The sequence below is a fragment of the Williamsia sp. z71 genome (assembly GCF_059553375.1).
In genome coordinates, this window is the sequence record NZ_JCANWX010000005.1 from 39,546 (window position 1) to 58,098 (window position 18,553).

Consider the following 18,553-nt stretch of genomic DNA (forward strand, 5'->3'; position numbering starts at 1 on the left):
CGGGCGTGCGCCCGCTATTCGTCGTCGAGGAGGTCTGCGGTGACGGCCGACTCGGTGTCCGGAATGCCGTCGGTCCTGGCCTTCTTGTCAGCCATCGACAACAGTCGCCGAATACGTCCTGCCACAGCATCTTTCGTCATCGGCGGATCGGCCAGCTGGCCGAGTTCCTCGAGCGAGGCCTGCCGGTGGGTAATACGCAGCTGACCGGCGGAGATCAGGTGATCGGGCACCTGATCGCCGAGGATCTCCAGAGCACGTTCGACCCGGGCGGCCGCAGCCACCGCGGCGCGGGCAGATCGGCGCAGGTTGGCATCGTCGAAGTTCGCCAGACGGTTGGCCGTCGCGCGGACCTCGCGCCGCATCCGGCGCTCTTCCCAGGTCAGCCTGGTGTCCTGGGCACCCATGCGGGTCAGCAGTGCACCGATCGCCTCACCGTCGCGGATGACGACCCGGTCGGCGCCGCGGACCTCACGGGCCTTCGCGGTGACACCGAGCCGGCGCGCGGCGCCCACCAGCGCCAGTGCGGCCTCGGGTCCGGGGCAACTGACCTCCAGGGCCGACGAACGGCCCGGCTCGGTCAAGGAACCGTGGGCCAGGAACGCACCTCGCCAGGCGGCCTCGGCATCTCCGACACTGCCGCCGACCACCTGTGCCGGCAGGCCTCGTACCGGCCGCCCGCGCATGTCGAGCAGACCGGTCTGGCGCGCCAACGCCTCACCGTCCTTGGTGACCCGGACGATGTACCGGGCACTCTTCCGGATGCCGCCGGCGCTCAGGACGTGCGCCTCGGAGTTGTAGCCATAGAGCTCGAAGATCTCGCGCTTGAGTCGGCGCGCGACGTTGCCGAGGTCGACCTCGGCTTCCACCACCACCCGGCCGGCCACAATGTGGAGTCCGCCCGCGAATCGCAACAGCGCTGAAACCTCTGCCTTTCGGCAACTCACCTGCGTCACCGCCAGCCGACTCAGTTCGTCTTTGACCGCGGATGTCATCGCCACCGGACGCGTTCTCCCTCTGTGGATGTCGTTTCAACTATCGGTCGGTAGCCTGCCGATTCACTATCGCACAAGCCACCTATGAGAGCGGCAACCCTGCCTGGGTCATGGGTGTGGGTACCCGCAACCGCGAGTTCACCATCGTGCAGCGTAGCCCCAAATTTGGCCGCCGCCCGCTCAACGTGTTCACGCTCGGATCCCACGGGCACCGAACCCGAGTCGACGAGCACATGATCGACCCGGAAGTCGTCCGCATGGGCCAGGAGCACGTGCAGATGCCGCTCCACCGAAAAACCGGTCGTCTCACCGGGTTCCGGGGCCAGATTGACGATCAGCACCTTCTTCGCGGACGTCCGCTTCAATGCGGCGAGCTGACCGGGCACCAGCACGTGCGGGATCACACTGGAGAACCAGGAGCCCGGACCCAGCACCACCAGGTCGGCGGCCTCGATGGCCTCGATCGCTTCCGGGCAGGCCGGCGGGGGGTTCGGCGAGAGGCGTACCCGGCGCACGATGCCCGGGGTGGTGGCGACCGCGACCTGGCCGCGGATCGCCCGGCTGATCCGGGGATCGTCCTCCAGGCCGGAGACATCGGCCTCGATCTGGAGTCCGGTGGTCGACATCGGGAGGACCCGGCCGCGGACCCCGAACAGCTCGGTCATCATCTCGAGCGCGACCACCGCATCACCGGTGGCCTCGGTCAGCCCGGCCAGCAACAGATTGCCGACCGGATGTCCGGCCAGTGCGCCGCGACCACCGAAGCGGTGCTGCAGCAACGAGGCCCACTCCTGCGGAGGATGTGCACCCCGTCCGGTGCCGTCGCCATCACCCGGAGGTTCGGTGGCCGCGAGCAGTGCGGCGATCGCCATCCGGAGGTCACCGGGCGGCAGGATGCCGAGTTCGGATCGCAGCCGGCCCGAGGATCCACCGTCGTCGGCAACGGTCACGATCGCGGTCACGTCGTCGCTCAGCAGGCGCATCGCCGTCAGGGTTGCGTACAGTCCGTGCCCCCCGCCGAGAGCCACGATCTTCATTCGCGCCCCAGATCGCGGTGGGCCACCCGGACCGAGAAGGAACCGTCATCGTCGGTGGCCTTGGACAGGGCCGCGGCCAGTGCTTCGCTGATCGCGACGCTGCGATGCTTGCCACCGGTGCATCCGATGGCAACGGTCATGTAGCGCTTGCCCTCACGCCGGTAACCGTCGCCGACGAGCCGAAGGATCTGCTCGTACTTCTCGAGGAACTCCGGTGCACCCTCCTGGCCGAGGACGTAGTCGCGGACCGGTTGCTCCAGACCGTTGTGGTCTTTGAGTTCGGGCACCCAGTACGGGTTGGGAAGGAAACGGACGTCGGCGACCATGTCGGCATCGATCGGGAGGCCGTATTTGAACCCGAATGACTCGACCACCACACTCACGTCGGCGACCGACGCCTCGGCGTACGCGCCCTCGATGATCACCCGGAGTCGCTGCACCGACAGACCCGACGTATCGACAACGAGATCGGCCCGTTCCTTGACCCCGGCCAGCATCTCGCGTTCGGCCACGATCGCCGAGATCAGAGTCCCGTCGCCCTGCAGCGGATGCCGCCGCCGGACCTGCTCGAAACGCTGGACCAGGACCTGGTCGGACGCCTCGATGAAGATCACCCGCGGCTCGATACCGACCCGATCGAGGTCGGCGCGCAGCGTCTCCAGTGCGGAGGCGTACGAATCGTCCTGGATCCGCATCACGATCGCCAGCCGGGAGATCGCCGAATCGGCACCCCGGGCCAGTTCGACCATCGATCCGATCAACGTGTGGGGCACGTTGTCGGCGACGTACCAGCCGGCATCCTCGAGGAGGTTGCCCACGGTGCTGCTGCCGGCGCCGGACAAGCCGGTGACCAGTAAGACGTCGGGCGTCTGTGCGGGCGGTTGCGGCGCGACCGCGTTCTCGACTTCACTCACGGTGTGGGTCCTGTCTGCTCACTCGACTGATTATGTTCGACAAGTGCCGCCTGCACCGCACGTGCAGTCATCTGCCCGATACCCGGCACCTGGGCGATCTCCTCGACCGTGGCCTTGCGCAGGTTCGCGACCGACCCGAAATGGGACACCAGCGCCGCGCGCCTGGTACTACCGAGGCCGGGTACCCCGTCGAGCGCGGAGGCCGTCATCCGCTTGCTGCGCTTGCTCCGGTGGAAGCTGATGGCGAAGCGGTGTGCCTCGTCGCGGATGCGCTGGAGCAGGAACAGCGCCTCACTGGTGCGCGGGAAGATCACCGGATCGTCGTCGCCGGGCACCCACACCTCCTCGAGGCGCTTGGCCAGGCCCACCACGGCCACATCGGTGATGTTGAGCTCGTCGAGCACGGCCGCGGCCGCATGCACCTGCGGGGCACCGCCGTCGACGACGAACAGGTTGGGCGGGTAGGCGAACCGTCGGGGACGCCCGGTTTTCGGATCGATCGCCGCCTCCGGCGCGACGTCTCCCCCATCACCGCCCTCGGCGACCTCGATGCCCGCGGTGACCTCGGTTGGGGCCGTGGGCTGACCGTCGGCGACGTCGACCCGATGTCGCAGGAACCGGCGCCGGGTGACCTCCGCGATCGACGCCACGTCGTCCGAATGACCGTCTCCGGCAGCTTCTCTGATCGCATAGTGCCGGTAGTCGGACTTGCGCGGCAGGCCGTCCTCGAACACCACCAGCGACGCCACGACATCGGTGCCCTGCACATGCGAGATGTCGATGCATTCGATCCGCAACGGCGCCGAATCGAGTCCGAGGGTGTCCTGGATCTCGGTCAGCGCCGCCGACCGGGTCGTCAGATCCCCGGCTCGCTTGAGTTTGTGGTGTGCCAGCGCGTCCGCGGCATTGCGGTGCACGGTTTCCATCAGGGCCTTCTTGTCGCCGCGCTGCGGGATCCGGAGGTCGACGTGGCTGCCACGCAGCCCCGACAACCAGTCCCGGACCTCGTCGACATCGGGCGGGAGAGCAGGCACGAGCACCTCCCTGGGCACCGGATCGGTTTTCGCGTGGCCGTCATCGACCGACACCGACTCGGCCTGATCGGCCTGTTCGCCGTAGAACTGGGTGAGGAACTGGCCCACCTGATCCGCCAGGTCGTCGTCGCCGGACTTCTCGACGATCCAGCCGCGCTGCCCGCGGACGCGTCCGCCACGGACGTGGAAGACCTGGACCGAGACCTCGAGCTGATCGCCTTCCATCGCAACGAGGTCGGCATCGGTGCCGTCCCCGAGGACCACCGACTGGCGTTCGAGGGCGCGACGCAGTGCGGCGATGTCATCGCGCAGCCGCGCGGCCCGCTCGAAATCCAGTTCGGCGGAGGCCTTTTCCATCTGACCCTGCAGGTTGTTGATCATCCGGTCGGTGCGGCCGGCCAGGAAGTCACAGAAGTCCTCGACGATCGCCCGATGCTCGGCGGCGCTGACCCGGCCGACGCACGGCGCCGAGCACTTGTCGATATAGCCGAGCAGGCAGGGCCGGTCGATCTGATGGTGCCGCTTGAAGACCCCTGACGAACACGTGCGGGCGGGAAAGACCCGGGTCAGCAGATCAAGCGTCTCGCGGATGGCCCAGGCATGCGAGTACGGACCGAAATACCGCACCCCTTTGCGCCGGGGACCGCGGTAGACGAACAGCCGCGGGTACTCCTCGTTCATCGTCACCGCCAGCATCGGATAACTCTTGTCATCGCGATAGCGGACGTTGAACCGCGGATCGAACTCCTTGATCCAGTTGTATTCGAGCTGGAGGGCCTCGACCTCGGTGGCGACCACCGTCCATTCCACGGAGGCGGCAGTGGTCACCATCTGGCGGGTGCGCGGATGCAGCGTCGTCAGGTCGGCGAAGTAGGACGTCAGGCGAGAGCGGAGGTTTTTCGCCTTGCCCACATAGATCACTCGCTGATGCGCGTCCCGGAATTTGTAGACGCCGGGGTCGGTGGGAATACTCCCCGGGACCGGTCGGTACGTCGTCGGGTCAGCCACGAAATCCAGGCTAGTACCCCGCAGTGACACATCGTGAATCCCCCACGTGAGGGGCTGCCGGGAATCAGCGGTGTCAGGCCGCTCGGGCGAAACGTTCGTGCAGGGCCCGCACCTCGGCCATGGCCGCCACGGCCCGGTCACCGTCGTTGGCCTGGATGGCCAGGATCGGCACGTGCTCATCCTCGGGCAGTTCCAGGCGCGCCCAGCTGCCACTGTGCGGGTACCGGATGCCCTCGATGATCGACCAGTCAAAGATCCGCTCGTTGAACAGATTTCGGACCGCGATGCCCTCGGCGCCGACCCGGATCCGGGCCCGGGCGAGCAGGAGGAACGAACCACCGATGATCATGCCGAGCCCGACCATCGCAATCTGATCGGCAAGTTTGAAGACGATGCCGGAGTCACCCACCTGGAGCAGCAACGCCACGATCACATGCACGATGACGACCGCCACGGCGGCGATCAACGCGTAGAGCGGTGACTTGCGCGGCCGGTAGACCATCAGCCATCGGGGTTCGTCCGTCACCACAGCGACTGTATCCGTCTTTGCCTGAGAGCTCATCGGATCTCGGGGTGGTATTCGCCGCGGGAGAGCGCCCGCAAGGTCAACGCCGAGGCGATCGCCGCAGTTGCGGCCTGAGCGCCCTTGTCTTCCTTCGAATCCGGCAGACCCGCGCGGTCCAGGGCCTGCTGCTCGTTGTTCGTCGTGAGCACACCGTTGCCGACCGGGGTCGACTCGTCGAGCGAGACCCGGGTCAGGCCGGCGGTCACCGCATCACACACGTAGTCGAAGTGCGGGGTGTCGCCACGGATCACCACACCCAGCGCGACCACGGCGTCGTGATTGCGGGCCAGCGCCTGCACGATCACCGGGAGTTCGATCGCACCGGCGACGCGCACGATCGTCGGCTCGGTGATCCCGACGTCGCCGGCGGCCTTTTTCGCACCGTCGAGCAGCGACTCACAGATCGTCGAATGCCATTGCGAGGCAACGATGGCCAGTCGCAGGCGGCTGGCGTCACCCAGGTTCAGTGTTGGTTCCCCGGCGCCGCTCATGCTGGACTGCCTCCGCTCAGTTCGGTGTCCTGGTGGTCGTCGAGCCCGACGAGGTCGTGGCCCATCCGGTCCCGTTTGGTACGCAGGTACCGCAAGTTCTCCGCATTGGGCCGAACCGGCATCGGCACCCGCTCGGTGATCTGCAGGCCATAGCCGTCCAGTCCGACGCGCTTGGCGGGATTGTTGGTCAGCAGTCGCATCGACGAGACACCGAGATCGACGAGGATCTGGGCACCCAGACCGTAGTCGCGGGAGTCCGCGGGCAGACCGAGTTCGAGGTTCGCGTCGACGGTGTCGGAGCCGGCGTCCTGCAGCTGGTAGGCCTGCAACTTGTGCAGCAGCCCGATGCCGCGGCCTTCGTGGCCACGCATGTAGAGCACGATGCCGCGGCCTTCGGCGGCGACCATCTCCATCGCGGCGTCGAGCTGCGGGCCGCAATCGCAGCGCAGCGAACCGAAGACGTCTCCGGTCAGGCACTCCGAATGCACCCGGACCAGGACGTCGTTGCCCTCACCGTCTGGGCCGGCCACATCGCCGAGGACCAGGGCCACGTGCTCGACCTCGTCGTAGATGCTGGTGTAACCGACGGCCCGGAATGCACCGTGGCGGGTGGGGATCCGGGCATCGGCAACCCGGACCACATGCTTTTCGTGACGACGGCGCCACGCGATCAGATCGGCGATCGAGATCAGCGCCAGGTCGTGTTCGTCGGCGAAGACCCTCAGTTCGGGGGTCTGCGCCATCGCACCCTCGTCCTTCTGGCTGACGATCTCGCAGATCACGCCGGCGGGCGCCAGATCGGCCATCCGGGCCAGATCCACCGCGGCCTCTGTGTGACCGGGGCGGCGCAGGACGCCACCCTCCTTGGCGCGCAGCGGGACCACGTGGCCCGGGCGGGTGAAGTCGCCTGCGGTGGTGGTCGGATCGGCGAGCAGTCGCATCGTCGCGGCGCGGTCGGAGGCACTGATACCGGTGCCGATCCCCTCGCGGGCATCAACGGTCACGGTGTAGGCGGTGCCGTGCTTGTCCTGGTTCACCGAGTACATCGGCGGCAGACCGAGGCGATCACAATCGTCGCCGTCGAGCGGCACACACAGGTATCCGGAGGTGTACCGGACCATGAACGCGACCAATTCGGGAGTGGCCTTCTCGGCCGCGAAGATCAGGTCGCCTTCGTTCTCGCGATCCTCGTCGTCGACGACGACGACTGCCTTACCTGCCGCGATATCGGCGAGCGCACGCTCGATCGTGTCGAACTTGGTGCCCTGATGTAGGCCTGTGGTGGTGCCCACCTGGTTACTCATTTCTCCACTCCGATCGCGGATAGCCGTTCGACGTATTTGGCTATCACGTCGACCTCTAGGTTAACGACTGCACCGGCGGCCGCTTCCCCCAAGGTGGTCAACGCGAGAGTCGTTGGGATGAGGGATATCTCAAACCAGTCCGGGCCGATCGACGAAACGGTCAACGAAACGCCATCGACGGTGATAGAACCTTTTTCGACGATGTAGCGGGCGATGGATCCGGTGGTCCCGATCCGCACGACGGTCCAGTTCTCTCCGGGTGTGACTGATTCCACGGTCCCGATGCCGTCGACATGGCCCTGGACGATGTGGCCGCCGAACCGGCCGCCTGCGGGCATGGCGCGTTCCAGGTTGACCGGGCTGCCGGGCGCGAGGTCGGCCAGCGAACTGCGCCGTAGCGTCTCGCCCATCACATCGACGGTGAAGGCGCCGTCGTCGACCAGGTCCACCACGGTCAGACAGACCCCGTTGACGGCGATCGAATCCCCGTGTCCGGCATCACTGGTCACCAACGGACCCCGAACGGTGAATCGTGCCGCATCGGTCAAGTCTTCACGCGCAACAATGCTGCCGCGCTCCTCGACGATTCCCGTGAACATCGCCTACTCCTTCAATCGCTTCGCGATCTCAGGGCGGCACATGGCCGGGTCGTCAGAAGACCCGCCAAGTGGAGTTCTCTCACGTCCGGACTATGACCGTCGGCTCCGGGATCTCACCGGAATCTGCTCGACCCCTCACCGGGTGAGGGCGCTCGCGGGCTCAGTGTCCAACAGGAGTCGATCCACTTTTACCGCCGGTGGGGAATTACACCCCGCCCCGAGAACTTCCACCTTAGAAACTATCACATCGGACGTATATCGTGATCTGCGCTAACAACATGTCGGCGCCGGTCAGGACGGTGAATCAGGTTGCATTCAGCGTGAGCAGAACGTCGTCGCCGAGGGTTTCGACGCCCGCGGTGGTGAACCGGCGTGCCTGCGACAACGTCAGCACCGAATCGTCGACCACCGCCGCGGCTCCCCCGCCGATCACCAGCGGCGCCAGATACGCCTGGACCCGGTCGACGAGTCCGCCCGCGAAGAACGCCCCCAGCAACCGTGCGCCGCCCTCGATCTGGACGTTGGTCAGCTCTCCCAGTTGCTCGATCACCCGCGCCGGGTCGTGTTCGGCGATCTGCAGCGTGGCCGCGCTCGAATCGAAGATCTTCGCCGCAGCCGGGATCTCCCGGCGGCCGACGATCACCCGCAGCGGCTGATGTTCGCGCAGTGAGCCGTCGGGGTATCGGGCCGTCAGCGACGGATCGTCCGCGAGGACGGTCCCGGTGCCGACCACGATGGCGTCGATCTGCCCGCGTTCGAGATGGACTCGCTCGCGCGCCGCACTGCCGGTGATCCACTGACTCGTTCCGTCCGGCGCGGCGATCCGGCCGTCGACGGACGCCGCGAACTTGGCGGTCACCATCGGCCGACCGCGCTCTTGCCGGAACAGCCATTCCCGCAGCGGGCCGTCACGCACCTCGTCGATGCCGACCCCGGCCTGTACCGCGATGCCCGCCTCTTCCAGTCGGGCGTGACCTCCGCGCGCCAACGGATTGGGATCCGACACCGCGTAGACCACTGCCTGCACCCCTGCCGCGATCAGGGCTTCGGTACAGGGGCCGGTGCGACCGGTGTGGTTGCAGGGTTCGAGGGTGACGACCGCGGTACCACCGGCGGCCCGCAATCCGGCCTGCTCGAGAGCGACGACCTCGGCGTGCGCGCCACCGGGCGGCCGGGTGTGCCCGACGCCGGCCACCGAACCGTCGACGTCGAGGATCACCGCGCCGACCGGCGGGTTGGGGGTGCTCTGGCCGCGAGCACCATACGACTCGATGATCGCCCGGCGCATCGCCTCCCCGATCAGCCCCGTCATGTCAGCGCGCGGCCGGCAGCCGCCTGCGCGCGCAGCGATTTGACGGCCTCGGCCGGATCGCCAGCACCGTAGACCGCGGAACCGGCGACAAAGCAGTCCACGCCGGCTTCGGCGGCCTGTTCGATGGTGTCGGCATTGATCCCGCCGTCGATCTCCACCAGGATCCGCAGTTCGCCCGAATCGACCAGCGACCGCACCCGGCGCACCTTGTCGAGCACGGAGGCGATGAAGGACTGTCCACCGAAGCCCGGTTCGACGCTCATCACCAGCAGGGTGTCGAAGCTCTGGAGGATCTCCAGGTACGGATCGAGTTCGGTGCCCGGCTTGATGCTCAGGCCCGCCTTGGCGCCGGCCGCGCGGATGTCCTTGGCGACCGCGATCGGATCGTCGGTGGCCTCGGCGTGGAAGGTGACGTTGTGGGACCCGGCCTCGGCGTATCCGGGCGCCCAGCGGGCCGGGTCCTCGATCATCAGGTGGCAATCGATCGGGATGTCGGTGGCCTTGAGCAGGCTCTCGACCACCGGCAGTCCCAGCGTCAGGTTGGGCACGAAGTGTCCGTCCATCACGTCGACGTGCAACCAGTCGGCGCCCTTGACCGCATCGGCCTCGGCCCCGAGTTTGGCGAAATCGGCGGACAGGATGGACGGCGCGATCATGGGTGGCATCTGCATGCCAACAATCCTATGTGCCCCCGCAAAACGAGCCGGGAATGCAAAGACGAGCCACATACTTGTGGCTCGTCTTCGTATTTCCGGCTCGTCTGCGGTCAGTCCTTGCGGAGTGCGGCGAAGAACATCGCATCGGTGCCGTAGAGATGCGGCCACAGCTGCACGTACGGTCCGGGACCGACACCCTCGATCGGCACCAATTCGCGGGTGTCGATGGCGGTGATGGGCAGTTCGGCGACGGCCCGGTCGACAACCTGCGTCGTCTCGGCGGGGTGCGGCGAACAGGTGGCGTAGACGACAACCCCGCCCGGACGCAACAACTTCACCGCCGATTCGAGCAACTCCCGTTGCAGCACAACGAGTTCGGCAACATCTTCGGGTGTACGCCGCCAGCGGGCCTCGGGACGGCGTCGCAGCGCACCCAGGCCGGTGCACGGTGCGTCGACGAGAATCCGGTCATATCCGGGCTCCAGGCCGGGGTCGCGGCCATCGGCGACCTTGACGTCGACCGGCAGGTCGCGCGTCGACTTACGGACCAATTCGGCTCGGTGCGGTGCCTTTTCGATCGCGTCGACGCGGGCACCCTCGATTTCGGCCAGAGCACCGAGCAGTGCCGCCTTGCCACCGGGCCCGGCGCAGAGGTCGAGCCAACGGCCGTTGTCGTCGCCGACCAGCGGCGCCTGCGCCAGTGACCGCGCGACCAGCTGGCTGCCTTCGTCCTGCACACCGGCCAAGCCCTCGCGGATCGGGTCGAGATCACCGGGATCCCCACCGTCGAGGTAGACGCAGTACGGCGAGTACCGCCCGACCTCGCCGCCGGTGATCAACGCGAGTTCTTCGGCGGTGAGCAGTCCGGGGCGGGCCACCAGATGTGTCAGCGGCCGTTCGTCATCGGCGGCCAGCGCCGCCTGCAGCGCCCCGGCCGAACCGCCGAGGGCCTCGTCGAAGACCTCGGCGATCCACTTGGGGTGGGCGTACTGGAATGCCAGGTGACCGATCAGGTCCTCGGTGATCGGCGGCGCGAGTTCCTGTACCCAGAGGTCCTCGTCGCGCTGGGAGACCTTGCGCAGGATCGCATTGACGAAGCCGACCGGTCCGTGCCCGACCCGCGAACGCACCAGATCCACTGACGTCGACACCGCTGCGTGCGCACCGATCCGGGTCCGCAGAAGCTGATAGGTACCCAGGCGCAGGACGTCGAGAACGGGCCCGTCGATGTCCTTGACCGGCCGCTTGGCGACATACGTGATGATCGCATCGAGCATGCCCGCGGCCCGGCACGTGCCGTAGGTGAGCTCGGTCGCCAGTGCCGCGTCGCGGCCGGTGATCTTCCGCTCGCGCAACATCTTCGGCAGGATCAGGTTGGCGTAGGCGTCGCGTTCGCGGACCGCGGCCAGCACGTCTACCGCAGCGATGCGGGCAGGATCGATCGGTGTGGACTCACGTGGGGTCCCGGCCTGGTTGTCGGCGGTGGGCTTCCCGGTGGGTTGGTTCATGACAGTGCCTGTCCGTTGATCAGTCTGGCCCCGCGTGCCCAGTCGGCACCGGCCATGGCCTTTTTGCCTTGTGGTTGAACCACATCGAGGCGGATGGGATCGGTTTGGGTTCCGACCATGAGTGCTTTTTTGGTGACGAGCAGTTCACCGGGTGCCGGTCGTTCGTCGACATCGCTCACGATCGAGCACTTCGCGATCTTGACCCGCAGGTCGCCCAGGTTCGTCCAGGGACCGGGCGCCGGTGTCATCGCCCGGATGTGACGATCGACGAGATGGGCGGGCAGGTCCCAGCGGATGCGGGCGTCGTCGATGGTGATCTTGGGTGCGGTGCTGATCCCGTCGGCGGGCTGCGGCACCGCGATCAGCGTGCCGTCCTCGAGTCCGTCGAGGGTCGAGACCAGCAATCCGGCTCCGGTCTCCGACAACCGGCCGAGCAGGTCGCCCGCGGTGTCGGTGGGCCGGATCCGTTCGGTGACGACGCCGAACACCGGGCCGGTGTCCAGGCCCGCCTCGATCCGGAACGTGGTCGCACCGGTCACCTCGTCGCCGGCGGCGATCGCGGCCTGCACCGGTGCGGCACCGCGCCAGGACGGCAGGAGCGAGAAGTGCAGGTTGACCCACCCGTGAGTCGGCAGATCGAGCAGTTCGGCCGGCACCAGTCCGCCGTAGGCGACCACCGGGATGCACTCCGGCGCCCAGGCGCGCAATTGCTCGACCGCCTCGGGATCGGCGAGCCGGCGGGGCGTGATGACCGGGACGTTGTTGTCGTCGGCCAGTTGCGCAACGGGTGAACGCGCGACCTTGCGTCCGCGCCCGGCCGCCGCATCGGGGCGACTGATCACACCGACCACCTCATGGCGATCGGAATCGAGCAGTGCCTGCAACGATCCGACGGCGGGCTCAGGTGTGCCCGCAAACACCACCCGCATGTACTACCTCCATTGTCGACATGGCCGCCGAAGATCGCCGCCGGCCATCCGAACAAGCTTAGAGGGCGGCCGGGACTCAGCCGATGGTCGGTGGATCCATCTGCACACGGATCGGGGACGTCTCGTGATGGGCGATGCGCCCGATCAGAGCGGCCCGCAACGCCGCCGCCAGCACGCGTCCGTCCGAACGTTTGCAGCGCAACAGTATTCGCTGCGGATCGGGTACCTCGGCCCGGTCCAGGCCCGATGGCAACCGGACACCGGCAGGCAGTTCGACGGGTCCGAGCACTTCCCCACCCTCGGGCAGCTCGACCGTTTCGGCGAAGGCGATCACCGCCGGACCGGCGCCGTCGATCGAGGCCATCGTCACTGCGGGCGGGAAGGCGAGTTCGGTGCGCTGGTCGAGTTCGGTCTGGGCGTGGCCGACCGGATCCCAGCGGATCACCGCCTGCACCGGTGCCAGCCCGGCGTCGGCGACCACCACCACCGTGCCGCCCTGACCGTGCGGCCGCACCAACATGGCCGCCGACAGCCATCGCCGCACCGCTTCCTCACCGGCCCGCAGTTCGGTGCGATCGAGCTGGGCCCAGGTGTCGAGCAGGATCACCGCCCCATAGCCACCCGCCGCCACCGGTTCGGCACCCGGCGTCGAGACCACCACCCGGGCACCGGGCTCGACGTGTTCGACGAGCTTGTCACCGCCGGAGGTCAGGATCGGCACCCCGGGGAACGCCCGTCCCAACTCCTCGGCGGTCCGGCTCGCCCCCGTGGTCAGCGCCCGAACCTTGGTGAAACCGCATTCAGCGCAACGGAAGTCGGCCTCGGGATGTCCACACCACCGACAGCTGAGCATGCCCAGCCGGGAACTGTTCGCCTCGGCCGGACCGTCCGCCTGCATCGGTCCATGACAGCGACGGCAGCGCACGTGGGAACGACAGCGTTCGCAGGCCAACGACGGCAGGTAACCGCGACGGGGCACGCTGAACAGCACCGGGGTGTCGGCCGCGACCGCGGCACGGGCGGCGTCGAAGGCGAGCGCCGGGATACGGGCCGAGCGCGCCAGCGGATCGCGCGCCACCCGGTTGTCCTCGTCGGAGAGCGCCTTGATCCGTGGGGTCCGTTCCCGGATGACGGCGCGGGGTGCGGTGAGGTCGTGGGCCCAGCCGGCCGCGACCAGTGCCTGTGTCTCGGTGGTCCGGGCCGCGCCCGCCAGGATCAGCGCACAGGTTTCCGAATGCGAGCGCAGGACCGCGACCTCCCGGGTGTGCGGATAGGGCGCGCGCGGTTCGCACAGGCTCTCGTCGCCGTCGTCCCAGACCACGATCAACCCCAGGTTCGGGATGGGCGTGAACGCCGCGCTGCGGGTACCGATGACCACCGACGCCTGGCCGCGTAGTGCGCGGAGCCAGCGTCGGTACCGTGCCGACGGGCCCAGACCGGCGGACAGGGAGACGACCCGATCACCGATCAGGTCCCCGCACGCCGCCTCGAGTCGATTCAGGTCGCGCTGGTCGGGCACCACGATGATGGTGCTGCGCCCGCTGATCATGGTGTGGCAGGCGACCTCGGCGAGCCGGGCCGGCCAGTCCTCACCGGGCAGTGCCTGCCAGGCCGCCCGCGCGGCCTTGCCGTCGGCGACCGCCCCGAGGAACGAGTCGGCGTGCCGATAGGGTTCCCAACCCGTCAGATCGACCGTCGGCGGCACCGGGGTTCCGGGTGGCGCGGCGTCGGCCTGCTCGGTCCGGGCATGGCGCGGTGGGATGGCCAGCCGCAGGACATCGGTCATCGTCCCGGCGTAGCGGTCCGCGACCGCCCGCGCCAGCGTCGCCAGCTCGGGGGTCAGGACCGGTTCGGGTGAGGTCACCCGCTCCAGCCAGCCCAGCCGGCCCGGATGATCGCTGGACTCGATGCGGTCGAGCAGGTAGCCGTCGACCAGACGCCCGGAAAAACGCACCCGCACCCGGACACCGGGCCGGGCCTGCTCATCCTGGGCGGCGGTGACCTGATAGTCGAACGGCCGGTCCAGATGCGCCAGACCCAGCAACGGCAGAACACGCGCGATCGGGAGCCGCGGGGCAAGCTCGCGATCGTTCTTGGGGGCGATGGGCCTGGCTCGGACTGGATGGGCCTCTAGATACCTGCCGCCGCGCGGAGCTTGTCGGCGCGGTCGGTGTGCTCCCACGGCAGATCGATGTCGGTGCGGCCGAAGTGTCCGTAGGCCGCGGTCGGCGCGTAGATCGGACGCAGCAGGTCGAGGTCGCGGATGATGGCACCCGGACGCAGGTCGAAGACCTCGGTGATCGCCGACTGGATCTTGGCCGGATCGACGTTCTCGGTGCCGAAGGTCTCGACGAACAAGCCCACCGGGGCAGCCTTGCCGATCGCGTAGGCCACCTGCACCTCGATACGTCCGGCCAGGCCGGCGGCGATCGCGTTCTTGGCCACCCAGCGCATCGCGTACGCGGCACTGCGGTCGACCTTCGACGGATCCTTGCCGGAGAAGGCGCCACCACCGTGACGGGCCATGCCGCCATAGGTGTCGACGATGATCTTGCGGCCGGTCAGTCCGGCGTCGCCCATCGGTCCACCGAGGACGAACTTGCCGGTCGGGTTGACCAGCAGGCGCACATCACTGGTGTCGAGGAACGCCAGGTTGAGCTCTTCGAAGACCGAACCGAGGACCTGGTTGCGGATGTCCGGGGTCAGCAGGTTCTCGAGGTCGATGTCGGCGGCGTGCTGGGTGGAGATGACCACGGTGTCGAGACGGACCGGTTTGTCACCGACGTATTCGATGGTGACCTGGGTCTTGCCGTCGGGACGCAGGTACGGCAGCACGCCGGTCTTGCGGACCTCGGTCAGCCGCCGCGCGAGACGATGCGCCAACGCGATCGGGACGGGCATGTATTCGGGGGTCTCGTCGGTGGCGTAGCCGAACATCAGACCCTGATCGCCGGCACCCTGGCGGGCGATCTCGTCTTCGGTGATGCCTTCGACGCGGGACTCGTACGCGTTGTCCACACCCTGGGCGATCTCGGGCGACTGCGCACCGATCGCGACGTTGACGCCACAGGAGTTGCCGTCGAAGCCCTTGGCGGAGGAGTCGTAGCCGATCTCCAGGACCTTCTCGCGGACGATCTTGGGGATGTCGGCGTAGGCGGTGGTGTTGACCTCGCCGGCGACGTGGACCTGTCCGGTGGTGACCAGGGTTTCCACGGCCACCCGGGCGCGCGGGTCGTCGGTCAGCAGGGCATCCAGGATCGAGTCGCTGATCGCGTCACAGATCTTGTCCGGGTGACCTTCGGTGACGGACTCGCTTGTGAACAAACGGGAATCGGTCATGGATTTCCTCTCGGCAGCGGTGGTCCTGGAGCGGACCGGTCGTGGGTTGCGCGAAAACCCGCGGACCTCAAATTACACAGGCTCGGTTCTATCGGTTGCATCGACCATCGATGCCCCACCATCAGGGCGCATCGCGATCACGGCGTCAAGTATTCGGCTCGCCATGAGTGTTTTGGTTCCCAACGGCAGCGCGGTCTCCTGGCCGTCCGCGGCGAGCACCCAGCCGGTGTTGTGATCCATGCCGAAAGCCTTACCGTCACCGACCGCGTTCACGACGAGCAGATCGCAACCCTTCCGGGCCAGCTTGGCGCGTCCGTGGTCCAGGACTCCATGATGCTCGTCGCCGGTCTCGGCCGCAAAGCCGACGATCGACACATCCGCCGGGATCTCACCGGCGCGGCGCGCGGCGACCAGACCGGCCAAGATGTCGGGATTGGTGGTCAGCTCGATCGGAGCCGGGCCGTCGCCGGTCTTCTTGATCTTCGACTGCGCCACCGCCAGCGGACGGAAATCGGCGACCGCGGCGGCCATGATCACCACATCGGTTTCGGGCGCGCGTTTCGCCATCTCCTCGGACAATTGCTCCGCGGACTTGATCCGGACGAGTTCGACGCCGGCCGGGGTCGCGAGATCGTCGGTGGCACCTGCCACCAGGGTGACCACGGCGCCACGTTGCGCCGCAGCCCGGGCCAGGGCATAACCCTGCTTCCCCGAACTGCGGTTGCCGAGGTAGCGAACCGGGTCGAGTGGTTCGCGGGTGCCGCCGGCACTGATGAGGAACCTGACACCGCCCAGGTCGTACGGCAGGGCGTCGGGACGTTCGAGCAGGAGTTCGCCGAGAAGGGCGATCTCCTGTGGGTCGGGCAGTCGTCCGGCTCCGGAGTCGACACCGGTCAACCGGCCGGAGGCGGGGGTGATCACGGTGGCGCCGTGCGCGCGGAGCGTACGGACGTTGGTCTGGGTTGCCGGGTGCTCCCACATCTCTGTGTGCATCGCCGGGACGAACATCACCGGGCATCGCGCGGTGAGCAGGGTCGAGGTCAACAGGTCGTCGGCTCGGCCGGACGCGGCCCGCGCCATCAGGTCGGCAGTGGCCGGCGCGATGATGACCAGGTCGGCTTCTTGCCCGAGGCGCACGTGGGCCACCTGGGGTACGTCGTCGAACACCTCGGTGCTCACCGGATTACCGCTGAGCGCCTCGAAGGTGGCCGCACCGACGAACTTGAGTGCCGATTCGGTGGGGATGACCCGCACACCGTGACCGGCTTCGGTGAAGTGGCGGATGACGGAGCCGACCTTGTACGCCGCAATGCCACCGCCGACGCCCACAACAATGTTCTTGCGTGCACTAACCGCTTCGGTCACGAAACCTCATCCTCGCTGTAGGCGCCGCGAGTGATCTCCCGCCACCGCATCCGAAATACACGTGGTCCCACGGTTCCGGAAGCCCGGAACCGTGGGATTCGTGCTCACTCGCCTTCGGTGTGCTCGAGCAGGTCTGCGTGGATCTCGCGCATCGCGATCGACAGCGGCTTCTCCTGAAGACCCGGCTCGACCAGGGGGCCGACGTATTCGAGGATTCCGTCGCCGAGCTGGTTGTAGTAATCGTTGATCTGACGCGCACGCTTGGCCGCGTAGATCACCAGTGCGTACTTCGAAGAAGCCCGTTCGAGCAGCTCATCGATCGGCGGGTTCGTGATACCAAGCGGGGTGTCGTACGCCGTCGCGTCGACCTCGCCGATGAACTCGTCCTGGGTGGTCAAGCTGCTCACAGTTCTCCTACGAATTATTCAAATGGGTTTCAACCAGCAAGGATAGCAACTGTCTGGCCGCCGCGTCGACTTCGTCGTTCACGATGACGTGATCGAACTCGCCGGCACTGTCCAATTCGGCCCGCGCCGTCTGCAGACGACGCTCGATCACCTCTTCGGATTCGGTGCCCCGACCACGCAATCGCGCGACCAGAACATCCCAGCTGGGTGGGGCCAGAAACACGGTGACAGCCTCTGGCACGGCGGCACGGATACTGCGCGCTCCGGCCAGGTCGACCTCCACCAGAGTGGGTCTCCCCTGCTCCATGGCCTCGTACACGGGTTTGGCGGGCGTTCCCGAGCGTTGCAGCCCGCCATGGATCTCAGCCCATTCGAGGAGTTGGTTCTCCTCGATCAGCCGATCGAACTCGTCGCGACTGACGAAGTGATAGTCGCGACCGTCCACCTCACCGACCCGCGGTTCGCGGGTGGTGGCCGACACGCTGAACATCAGCTCCGGGAGCAATTCCCGGAGCCGACGGACAACGCTCGACTTGCCGACAGCAGAAGGGCCGGCCAAAACCAGCAGCCGGCCCTTCTGTTGCAGATCTTGGCTCACGCGCAGAAACGATCAGGCAAAGTCGAACTTGGCGAGCAGAGCCTTCTTCTGCCGATCGCCCAGGCCGCGCAGGCGGCGGGTGGGGGCGATCTCGAGCTCGGTCATGATCTCCTGAGCCTTGACCTTGCCAACCTTCGGCAGGGCCTCGAGGAGCGCCGACACCTTCATCTTGCCGAGGATCTCATCGTTCTCAGCATCCTTGAGTACCTGCTGCAGATCGGTGCCGCCACGCTTGAGGCGTTCCTTCAGCTCTGCTCGGGCCCGGCGAGCGGCAGCTGCCTTCTCCAAGGCAGCCGCGCGCTGCTCATCTGTCAACTGGGGAAGGGCCACGGTTCCTCCGATTTCGTCTGTGTGTTCTCTGCCCCGGCACCGGTGATGTCGGGGCGGCTGCCTTGTGAGGGCAGCGAAAGCGACCGTACCCACGTGAGCTGGGATTTGCGACCCCGACCCCCGCATTCCCCCACGAAAACCGGTGTTGTAAGCCAGCCAAACTAG

18 protein-coding genes and 1 riboswitch are annotated in these 18,553 nt (G+C 67.4%); all 18 genes read right to left on the minus strand.

The features are described 5' to 3' along the window. Nucleotides 1–14 precede the first annotated feature (14 nt). Nucleotides 15–992 (minus strand): DNA-binding protein WhiA, encoded by a 978-nt coding sequence (gene whiA / locus AC51GR_RS13205; protein WP_495516913.1) that lies wholly within the window; start codon nucleotides 990–992, stop codon nucleotides 15–17. After that, complete coding sequence (locus AC51GR_RS13210) at nucleotides 989–2,029, minus strand: gluconeogenesis factor YvcK family protein (protein ID WP_496325105.1); 1,041 nt, start codon at nucleotides 2,027–2,029, stop codon at nucleotides 989–991. The genes whiA and AC51GR_RS13210 overlap by 4 nt, the downstream gene beginning before the upstream one ends. Further along, entirely contained in the window at nucleotides 2,026–2,943 is a 918-nt protein-coding gene (gene rapZ / locus AC51GR_RS13215; RefSeq protein WP_496325106.1) for an RNase adapter RapZ, read from the minus strand. Before rapZ ends, AC51GR_RS13210 begins: the two co-directional genes overlap by 4 nt. Then, complete coding sequence (gene uvrC / locus AC51GR_RS13220; protein ID WP_496325107.1) at nucleotides 2,940–4,985, minus strand: excinuclease ABC subunit UvrC; 2,046 nt, start codon at nucleotides 4,983–4,985, stop codon at nucleotides 2,940–2,942. The genes rapZ and uvrC overlap by 4 nt, the downstream gene beginning before the upstream one ends. A gap of 73 nt (nucleotides 4,986–5,058) precedes the next feature. Next, complete coding sequence (locus AC51GR_RS13225) at nucleotides 5,059–5,547, minus strand: PH domain-containing protein (RefSeq protein ID WP_496325108.1); 489 nt, start codon at nucleotides 5,545–5,547, stop codon at nucleotides 5,059–5,061. Then, a complete protein-coding gene (gene ribH, locus AC51GR_RS13230) occupies nucleotides 5,544–6,041 on the minus strand; it encodes a 6,7-dimethyl-8-ribityllumazine synthase (protein ID WP_496325109.1) in 498 nt (165 codons plus the stop codon). Before ribH ends, AC51GR_RS13225 begins: the two co-directional genes overlap by 4 nt. After that, nucleotides 6,038–7,345 (minus strand): bifunctional 3,4-dihydroxy-2-butanone-4-phosphate synthase/GTP cyclohydrolase II, encoded by a 1,308-nt coding sequence (locus AC51GR_RS13235; protein WP_496325110.1) that lies wholly within the window; start codon nucleotides 7,343–7,345, stop codon nucleotides 6,038–6,040. The genes ribH and AC51GR_RS13235 overlap by 4 nt, the downstream gene beginning before the upstream one ends. Beyond that, nucleotides 7,342–7,944 (minus strand): riboflavin synthase, encoded by a 603-nt coding sequence (locus tag AC51GR_RS13240; protein WP_496325111.1) that lies wholly within the window; start codon nucleotides 7,942–7,944, stop codon nucleotides 7,342–7,344. The genes AC51GR_RS13235 and AC51GR_RS13240 overlap by 4 nt, the downstream gene beginning before the upstream one ends. Before the next feature lie 69 nt (nucleotides 7,945–8,013). After that, nucleotides 8,014–8,173: riboswitch (FMN riboswitch) on the minus strand. A 75-nt stretch (nucleotides 8,174–8,248) separates the two neighbouring features. After that, a complete protein-coding gene (gene ribD, locus AC51GR_RS13245) occupies nucleotides 8,249–9,256 on the minus strand; it encodes a bifunctional diaminohydroxyphosphoribosylaminopyrimidine deaminase/5-amino-6-(5-phosphoribosylamino)uracil reductase RibD (RefSeq protein WP_496325112.1) in 1,008 nt (335 codons plus the stop codon). Continuing rightward, a complete protein-coding gene (rpe, locus tag AC51GR_RS13250; RefSeq protein WP_496325455.1) occupies nucleotides 9,253–9,912 on the minus strand; it encodes a ribulose-phosphate 3-epimerase in 660 nt (219 codons plus the stop codon). The genes ribD and rpe overlap by 4 nt, the downstream gene beginning before the upstream one ends. A 110-nt stretch (nucleotides 9,913–10,022) precedes the next feature. Next, on the minus strand, nucleotides 10,023–11,420 hold the full coding sequence (locus tag AC51GR_RS13255) for an RsmB/NOP family class I SAM-dependent RNA methyltransferase (protein WP_496325113.1): 1,398 nt from the start codon (nucleotides 11,418–11,420) through the stop codon (nucleotides 10,023–10,025). After that, nucleotides 11,417–12,349 (minus strand): methionyl-tRNA formyltransferase, encoded by a 933-nt coding sequence (gene fmt, locus AC51GR_RS13260; RefSeq protein ID WP_496325114.1) that lies wholly within the window; start codon nucleotides 12,347–12,349, stop codon nucleotides 11,417–11,419. The genes AC51GR_RS13255 and fmt overlap by 4 nt, the downstream gene beginning before the upstream one ends. Before the next feature lie 76 nt (nucleotides 12,350–12,425). Beyond that, on the minus strand, nucleotides 12,426–14,453 hold the full coding sequence (locus AC51GR_RS13265; protein ID WP_496325456.1) for a primosomal protein N': 2,028 nt from the start codon (nucleotides 14,451–14,453) through the stop codon (nucleotides 12,426–12,428). Between the two features lie 26 nt (nucleotides 14,454–14,479). Continuing rightward, nucleotides 14,480–15,688 (minus strand): methionine adenosyltransferase, encoded by a 1,209-nt coding sequence (metK, locus tag AC51GR_RS13270; RefSeq protein ID WP_496325115.1) that lies wholly within the window; start codon nucleotides 15,686–15,688, stop codon nucleotides 14,480–14,482. A gap of 72 nt (nucleotides 15,689–15,760) precedes the next feature. Then, entirely contained in the window at nucleotides 15,761–17,053 is a 1,293-nt protein-coding gene (coaBC, locus tag AC51GR_RS13275) for a bifunctional phosphopantothenoylcysteine decarboxylase/phosphopantothenate--cysteine ligase CoaBC (protein ID WP_496325116.1), read from the minus strand. A gap of 104 nt (nucleotides 17,054–17,157) precedes the next feature. Further along, nucleotides 17,158–17,460, minus strand: a complete 303-nt coding sequence (gene rpoZ / locus AC51GR_RS13280) for a DNA-directed RNA polymerase subunit omega (RefSeq protein WP_020108885.1) — start codon at nucleotides 17,458–17,460, stop codon at nucleotides 17,158–17,160. Nucleotides 17,461–17,467: 7 nt separating this feature from the next. Next, on the minus strand, nucleotides 17,468–18,025 hold the full coding sequence (gene gmk, locus AC51GR_RS13285) for a guanylate kinase (protein WP_496325457.1): 558 nt from the start codon (nucleotides 18,023–18,025) through the stop codon (nucleotides 17,468–17,470). Nucleotides 18,026–18,070: 45 nt separating this feature from the next. Beyond that, the gene (mihF, locus tag AC51GR_RS13290) at nucleotides 18,071–18,388 is read right to left on the minus strand and encodes an integration host factor, actinobacterial type (protein WP_023959453.1); all 318 of its coding nucleotides are present in this window, start codon (nucleotides 18,386–18,388) and stop codon (nucleotides 18,071–18,073) included. Nucleotides 18,389–18,553: the final 165 nt, after the last annotated feature.